Source organism: Geodermatophilus africanus, from assembly GCF_900107105.1.
Taxonomy (GTDB): domain Bacteria; phylum Actinomycetota; class Actinomycetes; order Mycobacteriales; family Geodermatophilaceae; genus Geodermatophilus; species Geodermatophilus africanus.
Genome location: NZ_FNOT01000030.1, coordinates 6,606 through 24,752 on the forward strand (window position 1 = coordinate 6,606; position 18,147 = coordinate 24,752).

Consider the following 18,147-nt stretch of genomic DNA (forward strand, 5'->3'; position numbering starts at 1 on the left):
CCGCCAACAGGGTGGTCATGTGGTTGCGGCCGAGTACGCGGCGGCTGCGCTGCAGGGTGTCCTGCCCCAGGGCGCGGGCCGGCTCCGCCTCACCCGCCAAGACCAGGGCAAAGGTCAGGGCGGTCGCCGCCGCCAGGCTGGTCACGTGGTCGGGGCCGTGCACGCGGCGGCTGCGCTGCAGGGTGTCCTCGCCCAGGGCGCGGGCCGGCTCCGCCTTACCCAGCCCGACCAGGGCGCCGGTCAGGGTGGCCGCCGCCCGCAGGGTGGTCGGGTGGTCCGGGCCGTGCATCCGGCGGCTGCGCTGCAGAGTGTCCTCGCCCAGGGCCCGGGCCGGCTCCGCCTCACCCAGCGCGCTCAGGACATCGATCAGGGTGGCCGCCATTCCCAGGGTGGTCGGGTGGTCGGGGCCGAGCACCTGGCGGCACCGCCGCAGGGTGTCCTCGCCCAGGAGGTCGGCCGGTTGGGCCTTGCCCAATCGCATCAGGTCGAGGGTGAGCCTGCTTGCGGCGGTGAGGGTGTGGGGGTGGTCGGGGCCGAGGACATCGCGCCAGCGGTTGAGCAGCGGTGCGCTTACGGCCCGGCTGCCGGAGTTATCTCCTGTTGCCTGCAGGTAGCGGATGGTGTCCAGGACCAGGTGCCGACTGTCGGAGGAGAAATCCCCGAGCGGGGCGGTGGCGAGCACGTGCGGAGCGAGTTGGGCGTAGCCGGGCCAGCTGGCCGGATCCTCCGGGTCGCCAGGAAAGGCAGCGGCCAGTAACGCCACCACCTGCTCGGCGGTGGCCTGCTGCCGGTCGGGGGCCAGTCGGTGGCGGATGACGGCCTGCACCAGCCGATGCAGCTGGAAGGCGTCGGGGGAGCGGCGGGCCAGCGAGTAGCCGACCAGCGCGCCGACGGTGTCGGCCAGCGCGTCGGGATCGGCGGCGATGCCGCGCAGCGGCTCGTCGAGCAGCTCCGGATGGCCCGTGAAGAGGGCCAGCGGAATGGGATCCGGGGCGAGGAAGGCGGCCAGCTCCAGCAGCCGCACCGCGGCCGGGTCCTCGCAGCGCAGCCGCTCCAGGGACAGGGCCCAGGCGGTGTCGAGCCGCCCGTGGTAACCGACCACGTCGCCGCGGGCCAGCAGGCCGGCCCGGCGGGCACGGAACCGGCGCAGGTAGTCCGCCGGCGGCAGGGCTGTCTGCTCCAGGTAGCCGGCGGCCTGCGCAGCGGCCAGCGGCAGATCCCCCAGTTCGGCGGCCAGCTTGTCGGCCAGCTCCTCGCTCATGCCCGGGATGCGGGCCCGCAGTAGCGCGATCGTCTCCGCCCGGGCCAGCACGTCGACCTCCAGCCGGCCACCCAGTGCTCCCCAGCCGGGGGCGCGGGAGGTGATCAGCATGTGCCCGGCCCCGCCGGGCAGGTGGGCGGCGACGTCGGCCGGCCGCTCCGCGTTGTCCAGGACGAGCAGCCAGCGGGTGCGGCCACGCAGCTCGGCCAGCAGCCGCTCGACGGTGGCGGCGACCGTCGGCCCGGACGAAAGGTCCAGCTGGGCGGCGAGCGCAGCGAGCTGCTCGGCGATGAGCACCGGCTGCTCGGCGTCGATCCACCACACCAGGTCGTAGTCGGCCGCAAACCGGTGCGCGTACTCCAGGGCCAGCTGGGTCTTGCCCACCCCACCCAGCCCGTACAGCGCCTGGACCACCAGGGTGCCTTCACCCGAGTGCAGGCGCCGCCGCAGCTCGGTGAGCATGCTGTCCCGGCCGGTGAACCGCGGATTGCGCGGCGGTGCCTTCCACACCGCCGGTAGCCGGCCGGCGAACCCCGGCTTGTCTGTCGGCGCGGGGCCGGCCCGCGGGAACGGCGGCGCGCTCGCCGGCCGGCCGCCGGCCAGCCGGGTCCGCAGCCGGGCGGCTGCGGTGGCCTCGTCGAGGCCGATCAGGTCCAGGTGAATCAGCGGCGCGTACAGCGGCGGCAGGGTGACCGGTTCGACCAGCACCGGCACGATCCGACCTTCGGCTTTGGCCTGGTCAGCGAAGGCCGCGCGCAGCTCGGCGCCGCCCAACGCCGAGGCGAAGTAGGCCGCGGTGCACACCGCCAGCAGCCGGTCCGCGGACTCCAGCGCCGCGGACATGCGGGCCACGAAGTCCTCACCCGGCGCCCAGTCCCACACGTCCAGCTCGACGCGGTAGCCGTCCTGCTGCAGCTGCCAGGCCAGCCACTCGGCCCACGCGGTGTCCCGGCCGGCGTGGCTGATGAAGAAATCGGTCCCCCGACCGCTCACGAAGCAGTGCTACACCCATCACCCGGCGTACGCGAGACTCGCTGGCACCGCGTATCAGAGCCGCCTGATCAGTCCGTGCGCGTCGCCCCGGGCGCCCCGAGGGGAGCCGGCGGGACACGCCACAAGGGAAGGAACTCATCGTTCCACCATGCCGCTCGTCGCCTCATCCGAGCGGATGGGCGAAGCACAGTCGTTGTGGCGCCATCGGCTGAGGACGATCATGACTTGGGCACCCGGCGGTGAGTGCAGTCGCAGGGTGCCCAAGGAGGCAGGGGACCTGCTGCATGGTGGGCCGGCCAGATCGGCCCGGGTCCCCTTCCGTCTTGGCGAGGCAACGACCGACGACTGCGGTCGGGCTCATCGCCGTGACGGTGCGTGAGCCTGGCCCGGGGAGGTGTACGCCATGCTGGGCGAACGACTGGGCGAGTCCTCGGGGAAGTTCACCGGCATTCGTGTCCTGCCGTCGGAGGGACAGCAGGTGTGGCTCGAGGTGTCCTTCCAAGGGCGTGGGACCCTGCTTGGACAGGAAATCACGGACACCGGCACCTATCAGCAGACCTTCCGTCCAGGAGGTGTCCTCTCTGGCGAAGGTCATCTGCTCATGCTGACGGACACCGGCGACGTCGCCGACTGGGTCGGCGGTGGTGTGGGCCGTCAGACCGGCCCGGGCTATCAGGCGAGCTTCGGGGTCTGGGGTTCCTGTCCGAGCGCTACGGGGCAGCTGAGCCGCCTGGCCGACGTGGCCGATGTCGTCGAGTACGAGGTCCAGGAGGACGGCAGCTACCACTGGACGATGTGGGCGTGGACCGGCGCCGGTGTGCCGTCGATTCCTCGGCAGGAGGCCCCAACCGGCGCGATGGCCTGACCGGGTGATGTCGGGATCGGGCCGGGCACAACTGGCCCGATCCCCACAAGGCCATCGTCCCTGGGTCCCCGCCGCCGGCGCCACGGTGACCCTCGACGAGCTGCGGAAAGCACCTACCAACGGTGTCGCCGGGGAGGGTGCTGCCGACCGGCACTACCGGTCGGCAGGCGTGTTCTGGATCCTTCTCCACGTCGGTGGCATCTGCGTGTTGTTGAAGGCGGGGGCGGATGCGGAGAAGTTGAGACGGTGGGGCAATTCGCCCTGTTCGTGCTCTGCATCGCCTGGTCCGTCACCGGGATCGCCCAGTCCGTATCGGCGTCTACGTCTCACCGCCGGTCACGATCTCGTCAACCACTAGGAGGTTGACGCCATGAAAACTGCTTTTCGCGCCATGGTGGTCGCCCTCGCACTCGCCATGGCCATCTTAATCACGGGGTGCAAGCCCGACGCCGCTGGGCAGCAGGCGGACACCGCTCAGGTCGCCGCTGCGGCGGAGCCCTCAGCTGTGGCGGTGCGGCCATCGGCTCCGCCGGGCCAGGTCCAGCTTCGCGAGGCGTGGGAAGTCTGCCTCAACGCAATTTACATTCAGTTCCGCGACGTCATGCTCGAGAAGGCGACGGGACTCTTCACCGGTCCGCTCGGAGAAGGTGTCGTAAAGGTCATCAAGGTCGATGAGGCCGGTGATCGGGCGGTAGCGACGATTGAGCGCGGAGAGAGTGCCGCTAATGTGACTTTCGAGTTCGCACGGTGGGGGTCGGACATCGCGGCCGCCATTCCACTGTCAAGTCTTCATGGCACTATCGGAACGCCAGCGCTCTACTGTCTCCAGGCCGCAATGGTCGTGACTCAGCAGGCGGGCTACAACGTCGGTCAGGACCTCAGGAAGTGGGTGGACGACTTCCTGGCTGCACCGCGATCCGACGAGATCTCCAAGTACATGGCGGACTTCGAGCAGCGGTACGGCCCTGTCACAATTCCTCTCGAAGACCCGATGAATCCTCAACTCCCGCAGGCACAGGGGCCGCCCCAAGAGCCCCAACCGCAGCCGCGGGATCAGCAAGGGGTACCGGCACCTGAGGAGGAGCAGGACCAGGCTCCCGCCCCGGCCCCCGCACCCGCCCCGGCGCCTGGCTCGGCCCCGGCTCCCGCCCCGGCCCCGGCCCCGGCTCCCGCCCCTGCCCCCGCCCCGGCCCCGGCTCCCGCGCCGGCCCCCGCCCCGGCTCCCGCGCCCGCTCCCGCCCCGGGTCCCGCGCCGGCTCCCGCCCCTGCCCCAGCCCCAGCCCCTCCAACTCTGGCCGACCTGCAGGTCGAACGACTGTGGACGAGAAACGCTGCTGGAAGCGATCAAGATTATTTCGTCTGTGGTGATCAGGTTCGGCTGTCATTCTCGGTCACAAATCCGAACGACACGGCCGTGGCCGCGAACGTCGCCTTCTTGGCAGACAGTAGTGCACGGAGTCTCTACAACTATGACGAGGATACGAAATTGCCGGTGGGCTTGAGTCTCTGGGAGTCAGTGTTCAATCTCCCCACAGACGCCTCGGGTGAATTCGACTTCACATTGATCATCACGCAACCTGCCCCCTTGGACCAAATCCGCCGGTCGGTGACATTCAGCGTAGGTTGTGCCACTTGAGGTTAGTCAACGTACCGGTGGAGCAACGCTGAAAGCAGTACACGAGGCACCTGCGCCTGAGGGCTACCGACCGACTGGCGCCAGCGGTGCGGACGGGGCGGACTGCCGTGTACGCCCACGGAGGTCAAAGCTGTCTGACTCGCGGCCACGTTGAGCATCTACTGCTGCGAACCCGGCGAATGTGCCTGGGAGATCAACTTTCTAAGTTGAGGACCGAGCCTGAGGGACTGCCCCGGTTCAGTTGACTCTGTGGCTGTGGGGCTGCGGCCTGCGCTGGCAGAGCGAGATTCGCGCGGGAACGAACGATTCTTGGGCGGTGGCGGGTGGCCTGGCCTGGACGTGCCCTGAGCGTGACTTTGACCTGTCGAAGGCGCCGCCTGTCGTACTAGATTCGCCGCCCGACCGGGCTCTCGATTCAGTGGGCTGGGTGGCGTCCTCGGGATGGCAGCGCAGAACGGGGCCTTCGGGTGACGATGTCGCGGTGACGAAGCGGGAGCGCGTCGACCAGGACGTCCTGCATCGCCGCGCTCAGGCTGAGGTGCTGTCCGGTTTGGCGGCAGGCGAAGACGTCTACGGCCTGATGGCGGCCGCGGCTCCCAGCCACGTCCCGGCACCGGGAGAAGCACGTGCTGCGTGCCGCCCGCGACCTCGCCCACGACCTCGCCAAGGCCGGCGGGGAGGATTACCCCGAGATGGTCCACTCCCGCGCCGAGATCACCGGGCTGCGGGCCCATCCGGCCTGATCACCCGACCGGGTCGCCCATCAACGACCGCACGCGGGCGCGCGTCGTTCACCCGCCAGCCACCTTCGCGGGCCAGCGGTGGTTGCAGTTCTGGTTGCAGTTGCGGTGAATCCGGCGCTGTTCGCCTCCGTCCGCCGGTGTCTAGAAAGGTCTTATACTTGCTGGCCAGAGGGCCGTCATGGACGCTGGCGGACGACCACGAACGCGATCATGACGGCCTGGTGGTGTGGGGGTCAGGGGTTCGAGTCCCCTCAGCTCCACCCGGACGGACCAGGGCCTTTATGCGAAGGCCCTGGCCCGATGTCGTTCCGGGGGCCAGTTGCGCGGTCCTTGCTCGTCAGCAGCAGGGTCGATGCCCTTGGTCGTGCGCCTTCGGCCCGACGCCGAGCCGCTTCATCCAGAGCCGCGGCGTTGGAGGGATGCGAGGTCCCTAGTCCGAGGCGCCTGCACCTCAGCTAGCGTCACCAAGCGGGCCTTGGCGCTGCGCCCGCTTACCTCCTCCAGCGTCGGGTGACAGAGGGGTGCGATCTCGTTGCAGTTGTCTCACATTCTGAGGGAGCGAATTTCGGACATCGCCCCGGGGCTGCCCTCGTCATCGTTCGCGTTGCTCTCGCGGGACGAGCTCGTCACAACGGCGGTCGTGTTCGTCCACGGTTTCAAAGGCCATCCTTGGAAGACTTGGCGCCAGATGTCCGAGCAGATGGACTCTCACCCGCTTTGGCGACACTCCGACGCATACTTCTTGAGCTATGACAGCGTGGCCCATGAGCTTACGCGTTCAGCCGATTACATATCTAGCTTTCTCGACGAAGTGTTTCCGCTACCACCGGGGATTCTCTTTTCGTTCACACGTGATGGCCAAGTAGAGTCTCTGCGCCCAGAACGTGGACCGTACGAGAAGCTGGTGCTCGTTGGTCATTCCGCAGGTGGTGTCATATTGCGACTCATCGTGGAGGGCCATCTGAGGAGATTCAACGCAACGGGAGTCGCAAACCCCGTTCTGCAGGCGAGGCTCCGCCTCTTCGCTCCGGCGCTCGGAGGTGAGCGACTGTCGGGGCAGGTGGGGAGACTGGCAAGAACTTTTGGTCTCAGCGGATTGGTAGCGATCTACAAGGGCGGCTCACCGAGCGCGCAGGAACTGCATCCCGGGTCCTTGCTGCTCCACAGTCTTCGCGACGACACAAATCACTGGTGCGACATTCTTGGCGACCTTCCATCTCTATCTGCAGCAGTAATCTGGGCAGAGAGGGACGACGTTGTCACGAGCCTCTGCTATAGAAAAGATGTCTACTGGAGGGCGCGAGACACGGACCATACGTCCGTCTGCAAGCCAACCGAGACTTACACCCTTCCCCGGGACTTCTCCGCTGGCGATGAGGTCGACACCCCACCTGGAGCCTGGGTATGACCGGTGATGCCGCAACGTTCGCGACCGAGCGATTCCTGTCCAGCGTACGCGTCCCGGGGCGCCTGGGGTCCGGGGTGCATCCATGGACCCTAGGCCGACTGTTGGAGGCTAGAGCGATTGCTGCCATCGGCGTCGGGTGTGGCTACTTCGCCGAACCAACCGTGCAGTCCTGGCTAGAGGCGACGGAGGAGTCGGTCGCCGAGATGGTGGAGCGCTTTCATGACTCCCTCAGCCGATTGCCTCTCTGGCTAAGCAGTGAGGAACTTGCTTCCGCCCCTCGGTCCACTGAAGAGGCAGCGCGAGGGGACCAGTTGCGCTTCCAGGAGACCCTTCTACTTAGGCGCTCCCTCGGTGGCGCCTATCATCTTCAGCGTTTCGTCCAACTACTAATGTTCGGCGGCGATCGTCAGTGGCAGTCACTGCTAGGTGACTTGGAGACTTCGGTCTGGGAAAATTCGTCGCGGACCAACGCAATCCCATCAATCCAAGTCGCAGATGGGTTCTTCGCCTGCATAGAAGCCGTCTCGACGTTCTTGGACTTTGTCGGAGAGCCCGGCTCCCCAGGGGATGAGAGTGATGCTGCCATCCCGCTCAGGGCAATGTCGGCGCGACTGATGGATGGCGTCCGAACCGCAGAGCTATACCTCGAGCACTCCTTCGGGCAGAACGGCAGCCCGGAGGAACTCGAACCGGTGGCCTTCGTGCTAGAGGAAGGTGCGCGCACCGCACTACAGGAGTTTCTCGGCATCGCCCGGCTCCATTCGTGGTTGCGCACGGCTGCCCAAGGCAGCCACAACGACATTTTCGATGTCTATGTCCAGCCCGAGGTCGCGCGTCGAGTCGAGGTGATGGCTCGGCTGAGCGGTGGCGCCCAGTTGGCGTGGACCTGGCTCCTGTGGCGGATCGCTCCAGCGGATCTCAGGAGCCGGGAGCGGCTGCGGCAGGTCTCAGACAGGTGCTTGTTCCAGGTTGAGCAGCTCTCGGATGGGAGACCCCTCCAGTCACGAAGGTGGTGGTGACCTGAAGCACCGCTCTTTTTGCGGACTGCATGCGGACTGAGGCGGGGCTAGTGCATGTTTGAGCTGCAGGTTTGTCGCCCGAGTTGTCATCCCCGATATCATTTCCGCCTAGCGCACTGACCTGCGGCGTAGGGGGCACTCGGCCTCTGACATGCGTTGACACCTGTCGGGTGTCGTTGGTCCTTGCCGCACCGATGTCCCGCGCTCTCAAATCGGGACTGCCCCCGGTTCCCTTGTCCGCTGATCGCCGCTGACCGGACCCCGAGCTACTTGCCCAGGTTCACGTCGACGCGCGTGGCCCTCGCTGTTGTGGCGGGCAAGCCGGGCTATGTCGGCTACTCCCACCGGGGGCGAGGTCCGCCTCCCTACCGTTGCGTGGGACGCCGACCAGGTCGCGCATCTCTTCGAGGGGTCCGGGACGCCGGCTCCGCGATAGTTTCCAGTGTGTACAGCGCGCGGTCGGGGGCCGTTGCCACACGGCACGACCAGCTTGCGCCTGAACGACAATCGCCGAAACGTCGTGGCCGTGAACTGGCGCGACGCGGGCCGTGGTTCCAGCCTTGGGCGATGTTCACTGCGCGATGGAGGGCGAAGGCGTGACAGTAAGCAGGCAGCGTCAACCGCGACTATTCACGTTGGCGCGGCGGCAGAGCTACCTCGTGGCAGCCCTGGGTCTGGTGGCCGGCGGGATGATCGTCTTGGCGCTGTTCGGCGGGCGTGTCGACTGGGGTGAGGAACTGGGGTCCACGCTCCTGTCGGCGGGGCTCTTTGCGGCAGTCTGGCAAGTCGCCGTCGACCGATGGCAGCGGCAGGCTCTCGCTGAAACTTTGCGGTCGGTGATGACCGAGACGGAGGCGGGACTAGCGCTGCAGGAGGTGCGCATCCGCGACATCGCGAGATCGGACCTGGAAAAGATGCTCCGGGGCGCTCAGGAGTTGAGCGCAGTTTGCCTGTTCGACTCGCGGTGGCTCGATCCTTGGGCGCCGGTCCTGAACGGCTTCGTTGCTGCGGGAGGGAGAGCTCGATTCTGCGCGCCCGACCCAGAGGATGGGCGATTGATGGCGATGCTGGCTGGCCGCCACAACTTCGAGAACCCAGTCGACTTCCAAATTGCCGTGCGAAAGTTGCTCGACCGCATTGGGAGGCTCGCAACGGCCCATCCTGATCGGGTGCAGGTCCGTACGGTGGTAGCACCGGGACCTTCCTACACGGCATACTTGATGCTTCGGGACGACGGCCGCGGCGTGGGCATGACCCGCATGTACAACCATCGAATGCACGAGGGCAGGCAGCTGGTGGAGAAAACCTTCGCCCAAGGCGGTGATCTCTTCGCGCACCATCAAGATGACTTTCAAAGCCTCTGGAGCAAAGCGGGTCGTTATCCGAGATTGTCCCGTCGATCCGACCTCGGCGTGCGCATCGGCGTCATTGGCCCGGGGACTGCGAGCGCGGACATTCGCAAGGCGGCGCACGACGTCGGCCGACTGTTGGGCAACGAGGCGGACGTCGTAATCGTGGGTGGAGGTCTGCGGGGTGTAATGGAAGCTGCGCCGGCCGGAGCGAAGGCAGCTCGCGCGGACGCTAGGTGTGTTGGGTATCTGCCCGGCCTCGACTTGCGCGAGGCGAACGAGTTCATCACTGAACCGATCGCAACGGGGCTAGGGGAGGGTCGAGACCTAGCCCTAGTGGACGACTGTGACGCTGTAATCGCGATCGGGTTCAACGAGGGTACCCTCATGGAGGCGGCTTACGCACGCAAGATGGGCGTACCCGTGTACGGCATTCACTTTCCGGTGATCACCATGCCCGATGGTCTTCCGCTCGTCCAGGCTGCGAGGGGGCCAAAGCCAGCGGTCAGCAGCGCGCTCAAAGACGCTCGCAGCCGGGCTCGGGCATAGGTCTCGCTTAACACTCAGGCCTGCCACTACTTCGCTGACTCCGGCGGGCAAGTCGACGTTGCTCAACTGACGCTGCACGTCCATCCCGGCGCGCGAGCGGACAGCCATCCCGTTCGTCCGTGCCGCCTTGACTTCGGGGTCCGACCTGTAAGCGCATGGCTGGAGGCGGTTGGATCTGAGCGTGTCCTGACCGTCACATTGACCTGTCGTTGGCGGCGCCCGTTCTACTAGATTCTGCCGCCACGCCGGGCTGTGGTTCAGTCGGCGGGGCTGGCGTGCTTGGGGTGACCGGGCAGGACGAGGCATTGGGGTGACGATGTCGCGGTGACGAAGCGGGAGCGCGTCGACCAGGACGTCCTGCATCGTCGCGCTCAAGTTGCGGTGCTGTCCGGCCTCGCGCGGGGTGACGACGCCTCCGACCTGATGTCGGCAGTGGCTCCCAGCCACGTGTCTGGCTGGTTCACGCCCAATGTGGCTCTGCTCGAGTTGGCCGTCACGGCGCTCGACGTCGCGTGCCCGGCCGGCGCCGAACTGCTGGAGTACGAGGGTCTACGCGAGCGCTATCTGCCGGAGTTGACGTTCCGCGGCCATGTTGAGCACCGCAACAGCCAGTACGCCCTCTACGCCGCCGCCTGCATGCGCGGCGGCCTGCAGCCCGACCTGCTCAGCGATGCCGGCTGGTGGCAGACCCCGCTGTGGCGGTACGCCGTCTACGCCGTCGTCATCTACAGCCGTGCCGCAGCCGAGCGCCTCACGGCCCCGGTGGAGGAGATCGCCCGGCGGATCGCCGCCCGACACGGCCTCGAGCTCACCGCGTGACCAATCTGTGGTCACGGCCAAGCCCGAGACGGGCGGAGGGGGCTGTGACGTGGCCGTATGGGGCCGTCCGGCGTGACCAATTCATGACCAATGGAGCGGAGAACAGGGGTTTCCAGGGGCCTCAAACGGACCGTTCAGACGGTCCTCCAGTACTCCTTCAGAGGACCTAGCAGGCGGCCTGAGCTGCGCTTTTGCTCGGAGCGGGTGACGGGAATCGAACCCGCATGGCCAGCTTGGAAGGCTGGGGCTCTACCATTGAGCTACACCCGCGGAGGTGCACGGACAGCGTAGCCGCCCTGGTGCAGCCCCTGTCGCAGGTCCTCTGGGAGCCGGCCCTCGGGGGGCACCTCGATACGGTCCGTTGGTGGCGAGCGCTCCGTCCAGGCGGCCGGACCCGATCCGGCTGCTGCAGGTGAACGCTTTCGTCAGCATCCTGGATCGCTTCGCGATGCCCCCGCTACTCATCGCGATCGCTGCCGACCTCGACGTCCCGCTGTCCGCGATCGTGCAGGCGGCCGGCGCGTACTTCCTCGCCTACGGGCTCGGTCAGCCGGCGTGGGGGCTGGTGTCGGACAGCCTGGGACTGGTGCGGACCATGCGACTGGCCCTGGTGGTCGCCGGTCTCGCCGCCGTGGCCGCTGCGTTCGCCTGGACCCCCCTCGTGCTCGGGATGGCGCGCGGGGTGGGCGGCGCCTTCTTCGGTGCTGCCTATCCGGCGGGGATCATCTACGTCGGTGACACCGTGCCGGCGGAGCGCCGTCAGCGGGAGCTCACCCGGCTCATGGTGGGAGTGGCCCTCGGCACCGCCCTGGCCTCAGCGGGGGCCGGTGTCGTGGGGCAGTTGTTCACGTGGCGGGCGGTCTTCGTGGTCACGGGCCTGGCTGCGCTGGCGCTGTCGCTGGCACTGCGCCTCCTCGACGAGCCTCCGCGCACCCGGGACCACCGCAACCCGATGGCCCCGTTCCTGGCCGTCGCCCGGTCCCGGACGGCGCTGTTCGTGCTCGGCCTGGCCTTCGTGGAGGGCGGGGTGCTCCTCGGCGTCCTTACGCTGCTGCCTTCCGCCATCGAGGCCGCCGGCGCTCCGACCGCCCTGGCCGGAGGGATCACGGCCGTCTACGGCATCGCCGTCCTCGTCTTCGCGACCGCGGTGGGCCGGCTGTCCCGGCGCCTGCACCCGTCGCGGCTGATCGCGCTCGGCGCCGCCGCGGCGGTGGCGGCCTGCCTGGTGCTGTCGCTGTCACGGGCGGCGCCCGCGGCGGTCGCCGTCACCGTCCTGCTCGGCCTCGCCTGGGCCGCCATGCACTCGTCCCTGCAGACCTGGGCCACCGACGTCCTGCCGGCGGTGCGCGCCACCGTCGTGTCGCTGTTCGCGGGGGCCTTGTTCTGCGGCAGTGCGCTGGCCGCCGTGGCCGTGGCCGACCTCGCGGCCGCCGGCCGCTACGGGTCCATCTTCCTGGCCGCCTGTCTCGCGCTCGTCCCGTTGGGGCTCGTGGCGGTCCGGGGACGAGCGCGCTGGCGGCCGCCCGCCTGAGGAGGTCGGGCAGCCTGCGGCCGGCCCCGCCTGAGCAGCGGGACCTAGACTCGGCCCGCCACGGGGTGTGGCGCAGCTTGGTAGCGCACCCGCTTTGGGAGCGGGGGGCCGCAGGTTCAAATCCTGTCACCCCGACCGTCTCCGTCCGCCGGATCGGCACCTCCGCGGCTGTCTCTAGACTCGTGGGTCGACCCGGCGTCGTCCGGCGCCCGTCCCTGTCTGTCGATCGAGGAGCACTGCCGCTGTGAAGAGCACCATCGAGGAACTGGGCCCCACGCGGGTCCGGATGGCGATCGAGGTGCCCTGGGGGGACCTGGACCACGCCTTCGGTGAGGTCTACAAGGAGCTCGGCCGCCAGGTGCGCGTGCCCGGCTTCCGGCCCGGCAAGGTGCCCAACCGGGTGCTCGACCAGCGCGTCGGCCGGCCGCTCGTGCTCGAGCAGGTCGTCAACCACGCCATCCCCGAGGTCTACTCCGAGGTCGTCCGGGAGAACCAGGTGCGCGTCCTGGGCCAGCCCGACATCGAGGTGACCCGGCTCGACGACAACGACACCCTCGCCTTCACCGCCGAGGTCGACGTCGCCCCCAAGGTCGAGCTGCCCGACCTCGCCGCGCTCGCGGTCACCGTCGACGACGTCGAGGTCACCGACGAGGAGATCGACGAGCAGATCTCGGTCATGCGCGAGCGCTTCGGCATGCTCACCGGCGTCGACCGCCCGGCCGAGGACGGCGACTTCGTCTCCATCGACCTCGAGGCCACGCTCGGCGACGAGGTGCTCGAGGACGGGTCGACAACCGGCATGTCCTACGAGGTCGGCTCCGGCAACCTCATGGAGGGCCTCGACGACGCCGTCCGCGGGCTGTCGGCCGAGGAGTCGAAGACCTTCCAGACCGCGCTGCTGCAGGGCCCGAACGCCGGCGAGACCGCCGACGTCACCGTCACCGTCCGCTCGGTGAAGACCAAGGAGCTCCCCGAGCTCGACGACGAGTTCGCCTCCACCGCCAGCGAGTTCGACACCCTCGACGAGCTGCGGGACGACGTCCGCACCCGGCTGGCCCGCACCAAGGTGCTGCAGCAGGGCGCGCAGGCCCGCGACAAGCTGGTCGAGCAGCTGCTCGAGACCGTCGAGGTCCCCGTTCCCGAGGGCCTCGTCGAGCGCGAGATCGAGTGGCGCAACCGGGCCATGCAGAACGAGCTGCAGCAGGCCGGCATGGACTGGGACGGCTTCCTGCAGATGACCGGCGTCGAGAGCCGGGAGTCCTACGACACCGACCAGCGCAAGAACATCGAGGAGGCGGTGCGCACCCAGTTCATCCTGGACGCCGTCGCCGACGCCCGTGAGGTCACCGTCGACAACGAGGACCTCTCGGCGCAGATCATGGCGCAGGCCCAGCGCAACCGGATGAGCCCGGAGCAGTACGCCCAGCAGCTGCAGCAGGCCGGCAACATCGCCGAGTTCGTCGCCGACGTCCGCCGCACCAAGACCCTCGCCCAGCTGCTCGAGGAGACGACGATCACCGACGCCTCCGGCAACATGGTCGACCTCGAGGCGCTGCGCCCGCGCACGGTGCAGGCCCCGGCCGCCGACACCGACACCGCGGAGGGCCAGGACACCGCCGCCGGGACCACGGACGCCGAGGCCGAGACCGCCGACGTCGCCGACGACGCGCCCGACGCCGAGGTCGCCGACGCGGCCGCCGTCGAGGCGATGGAGGGCGCGACCGAGGACTCCGAGGACGTCACCAAGGGCTGAGAGAGCGCCCCGTCCTCCTCGCCCCCAGCGAGCCCCTGGACGGGGCCGCCGCACGATCGACGCCGTCCCACCCCGAGACCCGGGGTGGGACGGCGTCGTGGGTCCCGGAGCCGACCGGCGCACCCGACCGGCGCACCCGGCGCTGCGCCCACGGCGAACACCCCCTGCGCCGGGACTGTCGCTGCACGGGTCCGCGTTAGGGTCGACGCAGAGTCTGGCGAGCACCGGGGAAAGACACCTCGGGGGGCCTCTCCCGGGCCCCGCACCACCCAGCCCGCCGCAGATCGCCTGCACGACAGTCCAACGGAGGTCACCGCACCCGTGAGCACGAACCCGAACCAGGCGAGCGCGCCGCTCATGCGCGCCAACGGCGGGGGGATGAACCTCGGCGACTCGGTCTACGAGCGCCTGCTGCGCGAGCGCATCATCTTCCTCGGCACCCAGGTCGACGACGTCATCGCCAACCAGCTGGCCGCCCAGATGCTGCTGCTGTCGGCGGAGGACCCGAAGCGCGACATCCACCTGTACATCAACTCGCCCGGTGGCTCGGTCAGCGCCGGCATGGCCATCTACGACACGATGCAGTTCATCGACTGCGACGTCGCCACCTACGGCATGGGCCTGGCGGCCTCGATGGGCCAGTTCCTGCTGACCGCCGGCACCAAGGGCAAGCGGTACGCCCTGCCGCACGCGCGGATCATGATGCACCAGCCCTCCGCCGGCGTCGGCGGCACCGCGGCCGACATCGCGATCCAGGCCGACCTGTTCCGCCGGACGAAGCGCGAGCTCAACGAGCTGCAGTCCTTCCACACCGGCCAGCCGGTCGAGCAGATCGAGAAGGACTCCGACCGGGACCGCTGGTTCACCGCGCAGGAGGCCCTGGAGTACGGCTTCGTCGACCACGTCGTCAGCCGTGCCGCCATGACCGACAGCACCAACCCGGTCACCGACAACTGACGGTTGAGAGGAGAACTGCCATGAGCTTCGAGATGCCCTCCAGCCGTTACGTGCTGCCCTCCTTCGTGGAGCGGACCAGCTACGGCATGAAGGAGTCCAACCCGTACAACAAGCTCTTCGAGGAGCGGATCATCTTCCTCGGGGTGCAGATCGACGACGCGTCGGCCAACGACGTCATGGCCCAGCTGATCACGCTGGAGTCCAACGACCCCGACCGCGACATCACGATCTACATCAACTCGCCCGGCGGCTCCTTCACGTCGCTGATGGCCATCTACGACACGATGATGTTCGTCCGGCCCGACATCCAGACCGTCTGCATGGGCCAGGCCGCCTCCGCCGCCGCCGTCCTGCTGGCCGCCGGCACCCCCGGCAAGCGCCTCGCACTGCCGTACTCGCGCGTGCTGATCCACCAGCCCTCCGGCGAGGCCGGTGGTCAGGTCTCCGACCTGGAGATCCACGCCGCCGAGATCGAGCGGGTGCGCAGCCAGATGGAGCAGATCCTGGCGCGGCACACCGGCCGGACCCAGGAGCAGGTCCGGGCCGACATCGACCGCGACAAGATCCTCACGGCCGAGGAGGCCAAGGACTACGGGATCGTCGACGCGGTGATCCAGAGCCGCAAGCTCAACGCACTGCCCGGCTGAGTTCACAAAGCGGTACGGGTCGAGGGCTTCGCGTGTCGGGGGCTCGACCCGTACCGTCGGGGATGCGGGACGCGTGTTGTGACGGCGCCGTCCCCGTCGGGCGAGTCGTCGCCCTCCGGGGCCGGTGCCGGAAGGTACGGTCGGCGAACGTCCGATCCCCGGCCCGATCTGCCGGGTGGAGGGCCTCGCCGACGAGCGAGGCCGAGCACGGGACATCAGCACCATCAACAGGCGGGCACCTGACACCAGGAGCCTGGAATTCCCCCGAGGTGGAGGTCAGCAGGTGGCACGAATCGGTGAGAGCGGTGACCTGCTCAAGTGCTCGTTCTGCGGGAAGAGCCAGAAGCAGGTCAAGAAGCTCATCGCTGGCCCCGGGGTCTACATCTGCGACGAGTGCATCGACCTCTGCAACGAGATCATCGAGGAAGAGCTCTCGGAGTCCTCGGACCTGAAGTTCGACGAGCTGCCGAAGCCCAAGGAGATCCACGACTTCCTCCAGCAGTACGTGATCGGCCAGGACAAGGCCAAGCGTGCGCTCTCGGTCGCGGTCTACAACCACTACAAGCGGGTGCAGGCGGGCAACGCCGGCGGCCGCGACGACGCGGTCGAGCTGGCCAAGTCCAACATCCTGCTGATGGGCCCGACCGGCTGCGGCAAGACGCACCTGGCGCAGACCTTGGCCCGGATGCTCAACGTCCCATTCGCCATCGCCGACGCGACGGCGTTGACCGAGGCCGGCTACGTCGGTGAGGACGTCGAGAACATCCTGCTCAAGCTGATCCAGGCCGCCGACTACGATGTCAAGCGGGCCGAGACCGGGATCATCTACATCGACGAGGTCGACAAGATCGCCCGCAAGAGCGAGAACCCGTCGATCACCCGCGACGTCTCCGGCGAGGGTGTGCAGCAGGCCCTGCTGAAGATCCTTGAGGGGACGACGGCGTCGGTGCCTCCGCAGGGTGGTCGCAAGCACCCGCACCAGGAGTTCATCCAGATCGACACGACGAACGTGCTGTTCATCGTGGGCGGCGCCTTCGCCGGGCTGGAGAAGATCATCGAGCAGCGGGCCGGCAAGCAGGGCATCGGCTTCGGCTCGGAGATCCGCAGCAAGAAGGAGATCGACGAGGCGAACGCCTTCGCCGAGGTCATGCCCGAGGACCTGCTGAAGTTCGGGATGATCCCCGAGTTCGTCGGCCGGCTCCCGGTCATCACCAGCGTGGAGAAGCTGGACCGCGAGGCGCTGATCAACATCCTGACCGAGCCGAAGAACGCCCTGGTGCGGCAGTACCGGCGACTGTTTGAGCTCGACGGGGTGGACCTCGAGTTCTCCGAGGACGCCCTCGAGTCGATCGCCGACCAGGCCATCCTCCGCGGCACCGGCGCCCGCGGCCTCCGGGCGATCTTGGAGGAGGTCCTGCAGTCGGTGATGTACGACGTCCCGAGCCGGGACGACGTCGCCTCCGTGGTGATCTCCAGGGAGGTCGTGCTCGAGCACGTCAACCCGACGATCGTGCCGCGCAAGCCGAGCCGCGCCCCCCGCGAGAAGTCGGCCTGAGCCGACCGCAGTAGTGAACGCCCGAGGGCCAGAACCCGCGTGATTCTGGGCCTCAGGCGCGTTATGTGGGTTGACCTATGCAGCCCCGAGATCGGCGTGGTGAACGCGTAGCAGGGTGTGGGCGGCAATGGTGGCGGCGGTGCGGGTCAGCAAGCCCCAGAAGGTATGCGCGCCGTGGCGGGCCAGCTCCATCCGGTCGGTGAGCTCACCGAAGGTGACCTCGATGTAGTTGCGCCAACAGGCGATCACCTTGCGCAGGGCGCTGGGCATGCCGGCGCGCTGGGTCTTGGTGGGCGGGATCAGCACGGCGGTGCCGCGGGCGGCGCAGGCCGCGGCGAACGCCCGCCCGGCGAAGCCCTTATCCAGCAGGACGTCGCGCGGTGCCGGCCCGGTCTCGAGCAGATCGACCGCCACCTCCCGCTCGTTGACCGCGGCCGGCACGATGCTCCAGGCGCGCACCAGCCGGGATCCCAGGTCGGTGGTGACCGCCAGCCGGAAGCCGTAGAACCACTCGCCGTGCGCCCCGTCGCGGCCGAAGCGGGCGACCAACTCGTTTGGGCCGACCCAGCCATCGGGGCCGCGCACCCGGGAGGGGTGCTTGACCGGCAGCGCGGTGGTGTCGACCTGGGCGCAGTGATCGACCGGGCACCGAGCCGCGAGCGCGGCCCGCAGCTGCTCAAAGGCCGCCCACAGCCAGCGGATCCGCCGGTTGGCCTCGGACTGGTGCGGCAGCCGGGGAAACAGCTGCGCCCAGTTCCGGGCCACCTCGGCCACGAACCCGGCCTCGCTGCGCCGGCCCAGCAGATGACGGACCAGCGCGATGGTCAGCAGTTCGGCGTCGCTGCAGGCCGGGGCCGGACCCGGCCGCGCCGGGATGGTGACCTCCCCGGCGGTGATGGCGTCGTCGACGAGCACGTAGACGTGGACGAACAGGTCCTCGGTGGGCAGCATGATGGGCGCCTCTGCGGGCGAGGGGTCTTCGACAACCGCCACGTTCCGCAGAGGCGCCCCCATGTCAAGCGATCAGTTGACGTGGGCAACCCACATAACCCGCCTCAGGCG

The 18,147-nt window shown here is 68.5% G+C and carries 11 protein-coding genes and 2 tRNA genes; 10 read left to right on the forward strand and 3 right to left on the reverse strand.

The genetic code is table 11. From position 1 onward, the window contains the following. On the reverse strand, nucleotides 1-2,254 hold a 2,254-nt coding region (gene fxsT, locus BLW63_RS24995), incomplete at its 3' end, for an FxSxx-COOH system tetratricopeptide repeat protein (protein WP_091162234.1). 394 nt (nucleotides 2,255-2,648) lie between these two features. Here fxsT and BLW63_RS25000 point away from each other — a divergent pair. From BLW63_RS25000 to BLW63_RS25020, 4 genes are all read left to right on the forward strand, one after another. Then, nucleotides 2,649-3,119 carry a hypothetical protein gene (locus BLW63_RS25000; RefSeq protein WP_211517297.1) on the forward strand — a complete coding sequence of 157 codons (471 nt, stop codon included), beginning with the start codon at nucleotides 2,649-2,651 and terminating at the stop codon, nucleotides 3,117-3,119. 3,783 nt (nucleotides 3,120-6,902) lie between these two features. Continuing rightward, nucleotides 6,903-7,925, forward strand: a complete 1,023-nt coding sequence (locus BLW63_RS25010; RefSeq protein ID WP_091162236.1) for a hypothetical protein — start codon at nucleotides 6,903-6,905, stop codon at nucleotides 7,923-7,925. Between the two features lie 659 nt (nucleotides 7,926-8,584). Continuing rightward, nucleotides 8,585-9,823: an SLOG cluster 4 domain-containing protein gene (locus BLW63_RS25015; protein ID WP_139263821.1), complete on the forward strand. Its 1,239-nt coding sequence runs from the start codon at nucleotides 8,585-8,587 to the stop codon at nucleotides 9,821-9,823. 324 nt (nucleotides 9,824-10,147) lie between these two features. Then, nucleotides 10,148-10,642, forward strand: coding sequence for a hypothetical protein (locus tag BLW63_RS25020; protein ID WP_091162240.1), 495 nt, complete (start codon nucleotides 10,148-10,150; stop codon nucleotides 10,640-10,642). A 199-nt stretch (nucleotides 10,643-10,841) separates the two neighbouring features. On the opposite strand, the gene BLW63_RS25025 is transcribed toward BLW63_RS25020, so the two are convergent. Continuing rightward, a tRNA-Gly gene (locus BLW63_RS25025) sits at nucleotides 10,842-10,912 on the reverse strand. Between the two features lie 94 nt (nucleotides 10,913-11,006). Here BLW63_RS25025 and BLW63_RS25030 point away from each other — a divergent pair. The 6 genes from BLW63_RS25030 to clpX all read left to right on the forward strand — a co-directional run bounded on the left by BLW63_RS25030 (nucleotide 11,007) and on the right by clpX (nucleotide 17,085). Continuing rightward, nucleotides 11,007-12,173 (forward strand): MFS transporter, encoded by a 1,167-nt coding sequence (locus tag BLW63_RS25030; RefSeq protein WP_211517298.1) that lies wholly within the window; start codon nucleotides 11,007-11,009, stop codon nucleotides 12,171-12,173. Nucleotides 12,174-12,234: 61 nt separating this feature from the next. Then, nucleotides 12,235-12,308, forward strand: a tRNA-Pro gene (locus BLW63_RS25035). Between the two features lie 109 nt (nucleotides 12,309-12,417). Further along, nucleotides 12,418-13,926: a trigger factor gene (gene tig, locus BLW63_RS25040; protein WP_091162243.1), complete on the forward strand. Its 1,509-nt coding sequence runs from the start codon at nucleotides 12,418-12,420 to the stop codon at nucleotides 13,924-13,926. Nucleotides 13,927-14,247: 321 nt separating this feature from the next. Continuing rightward, nucleotides 14,248-14,883 (forward strand): ATP-dependent Clp protease proteolytic subunit, encoded by a 636-nt coding sequence (locus tag BLW63_RS25045; RefSeq protein WP_425284262.1) that lies wholly within the window; start codon nucleotides 14,248-14,250, stop codon nucleotides 14,881-14,883. Nucleotides 14,884-14,903: 20 nt separating this feature from the next. Continuing rightward, on the forward strand, nucleotides 14,904-15,530 hold the full coding sequence (locus BLW63_RS25050) for an ATP-dependent Clp protease proteolytic subunit (protein WP_091162245.1): 627 nt from the start codon (nucleotides 14,904-14,906) through the stop codon (nucleotides 15,528-15,530). 283 nt (nucleotides 15,531-15,813) lie between these two features. Beyond that, on the forward strand, nucleotides 15,814-17,085 hold the full coding sequence (gene clpX, locus BLW63_RS25055; RefSeq protein ID WP_091162247.1) for an ATP-dependent Clp protease ATP-binding subunit ClpX: 1,272 nt from the start codon (nucleotides 15,814-15,816) through the stop codon (nucleotides 17,083-17,085). 75 nt (nucleotides 17,086-17,160) lie between these two features. On the opposite strand, the gene BLW63_RS25060 is transcribed toward clpX, so the two are convergent. Then, entirely contained in the window at nucleotides 17,161-18,036 is an 876-nt protein-coding gene (locus tag BLW63_RS25060; protein ID WP_139263503.1) for an IS982 family transposase, read from the reverse strand. Between the last annotated feature and the right edge of the window lie 111 nt (nucleotides 18,037-18,147).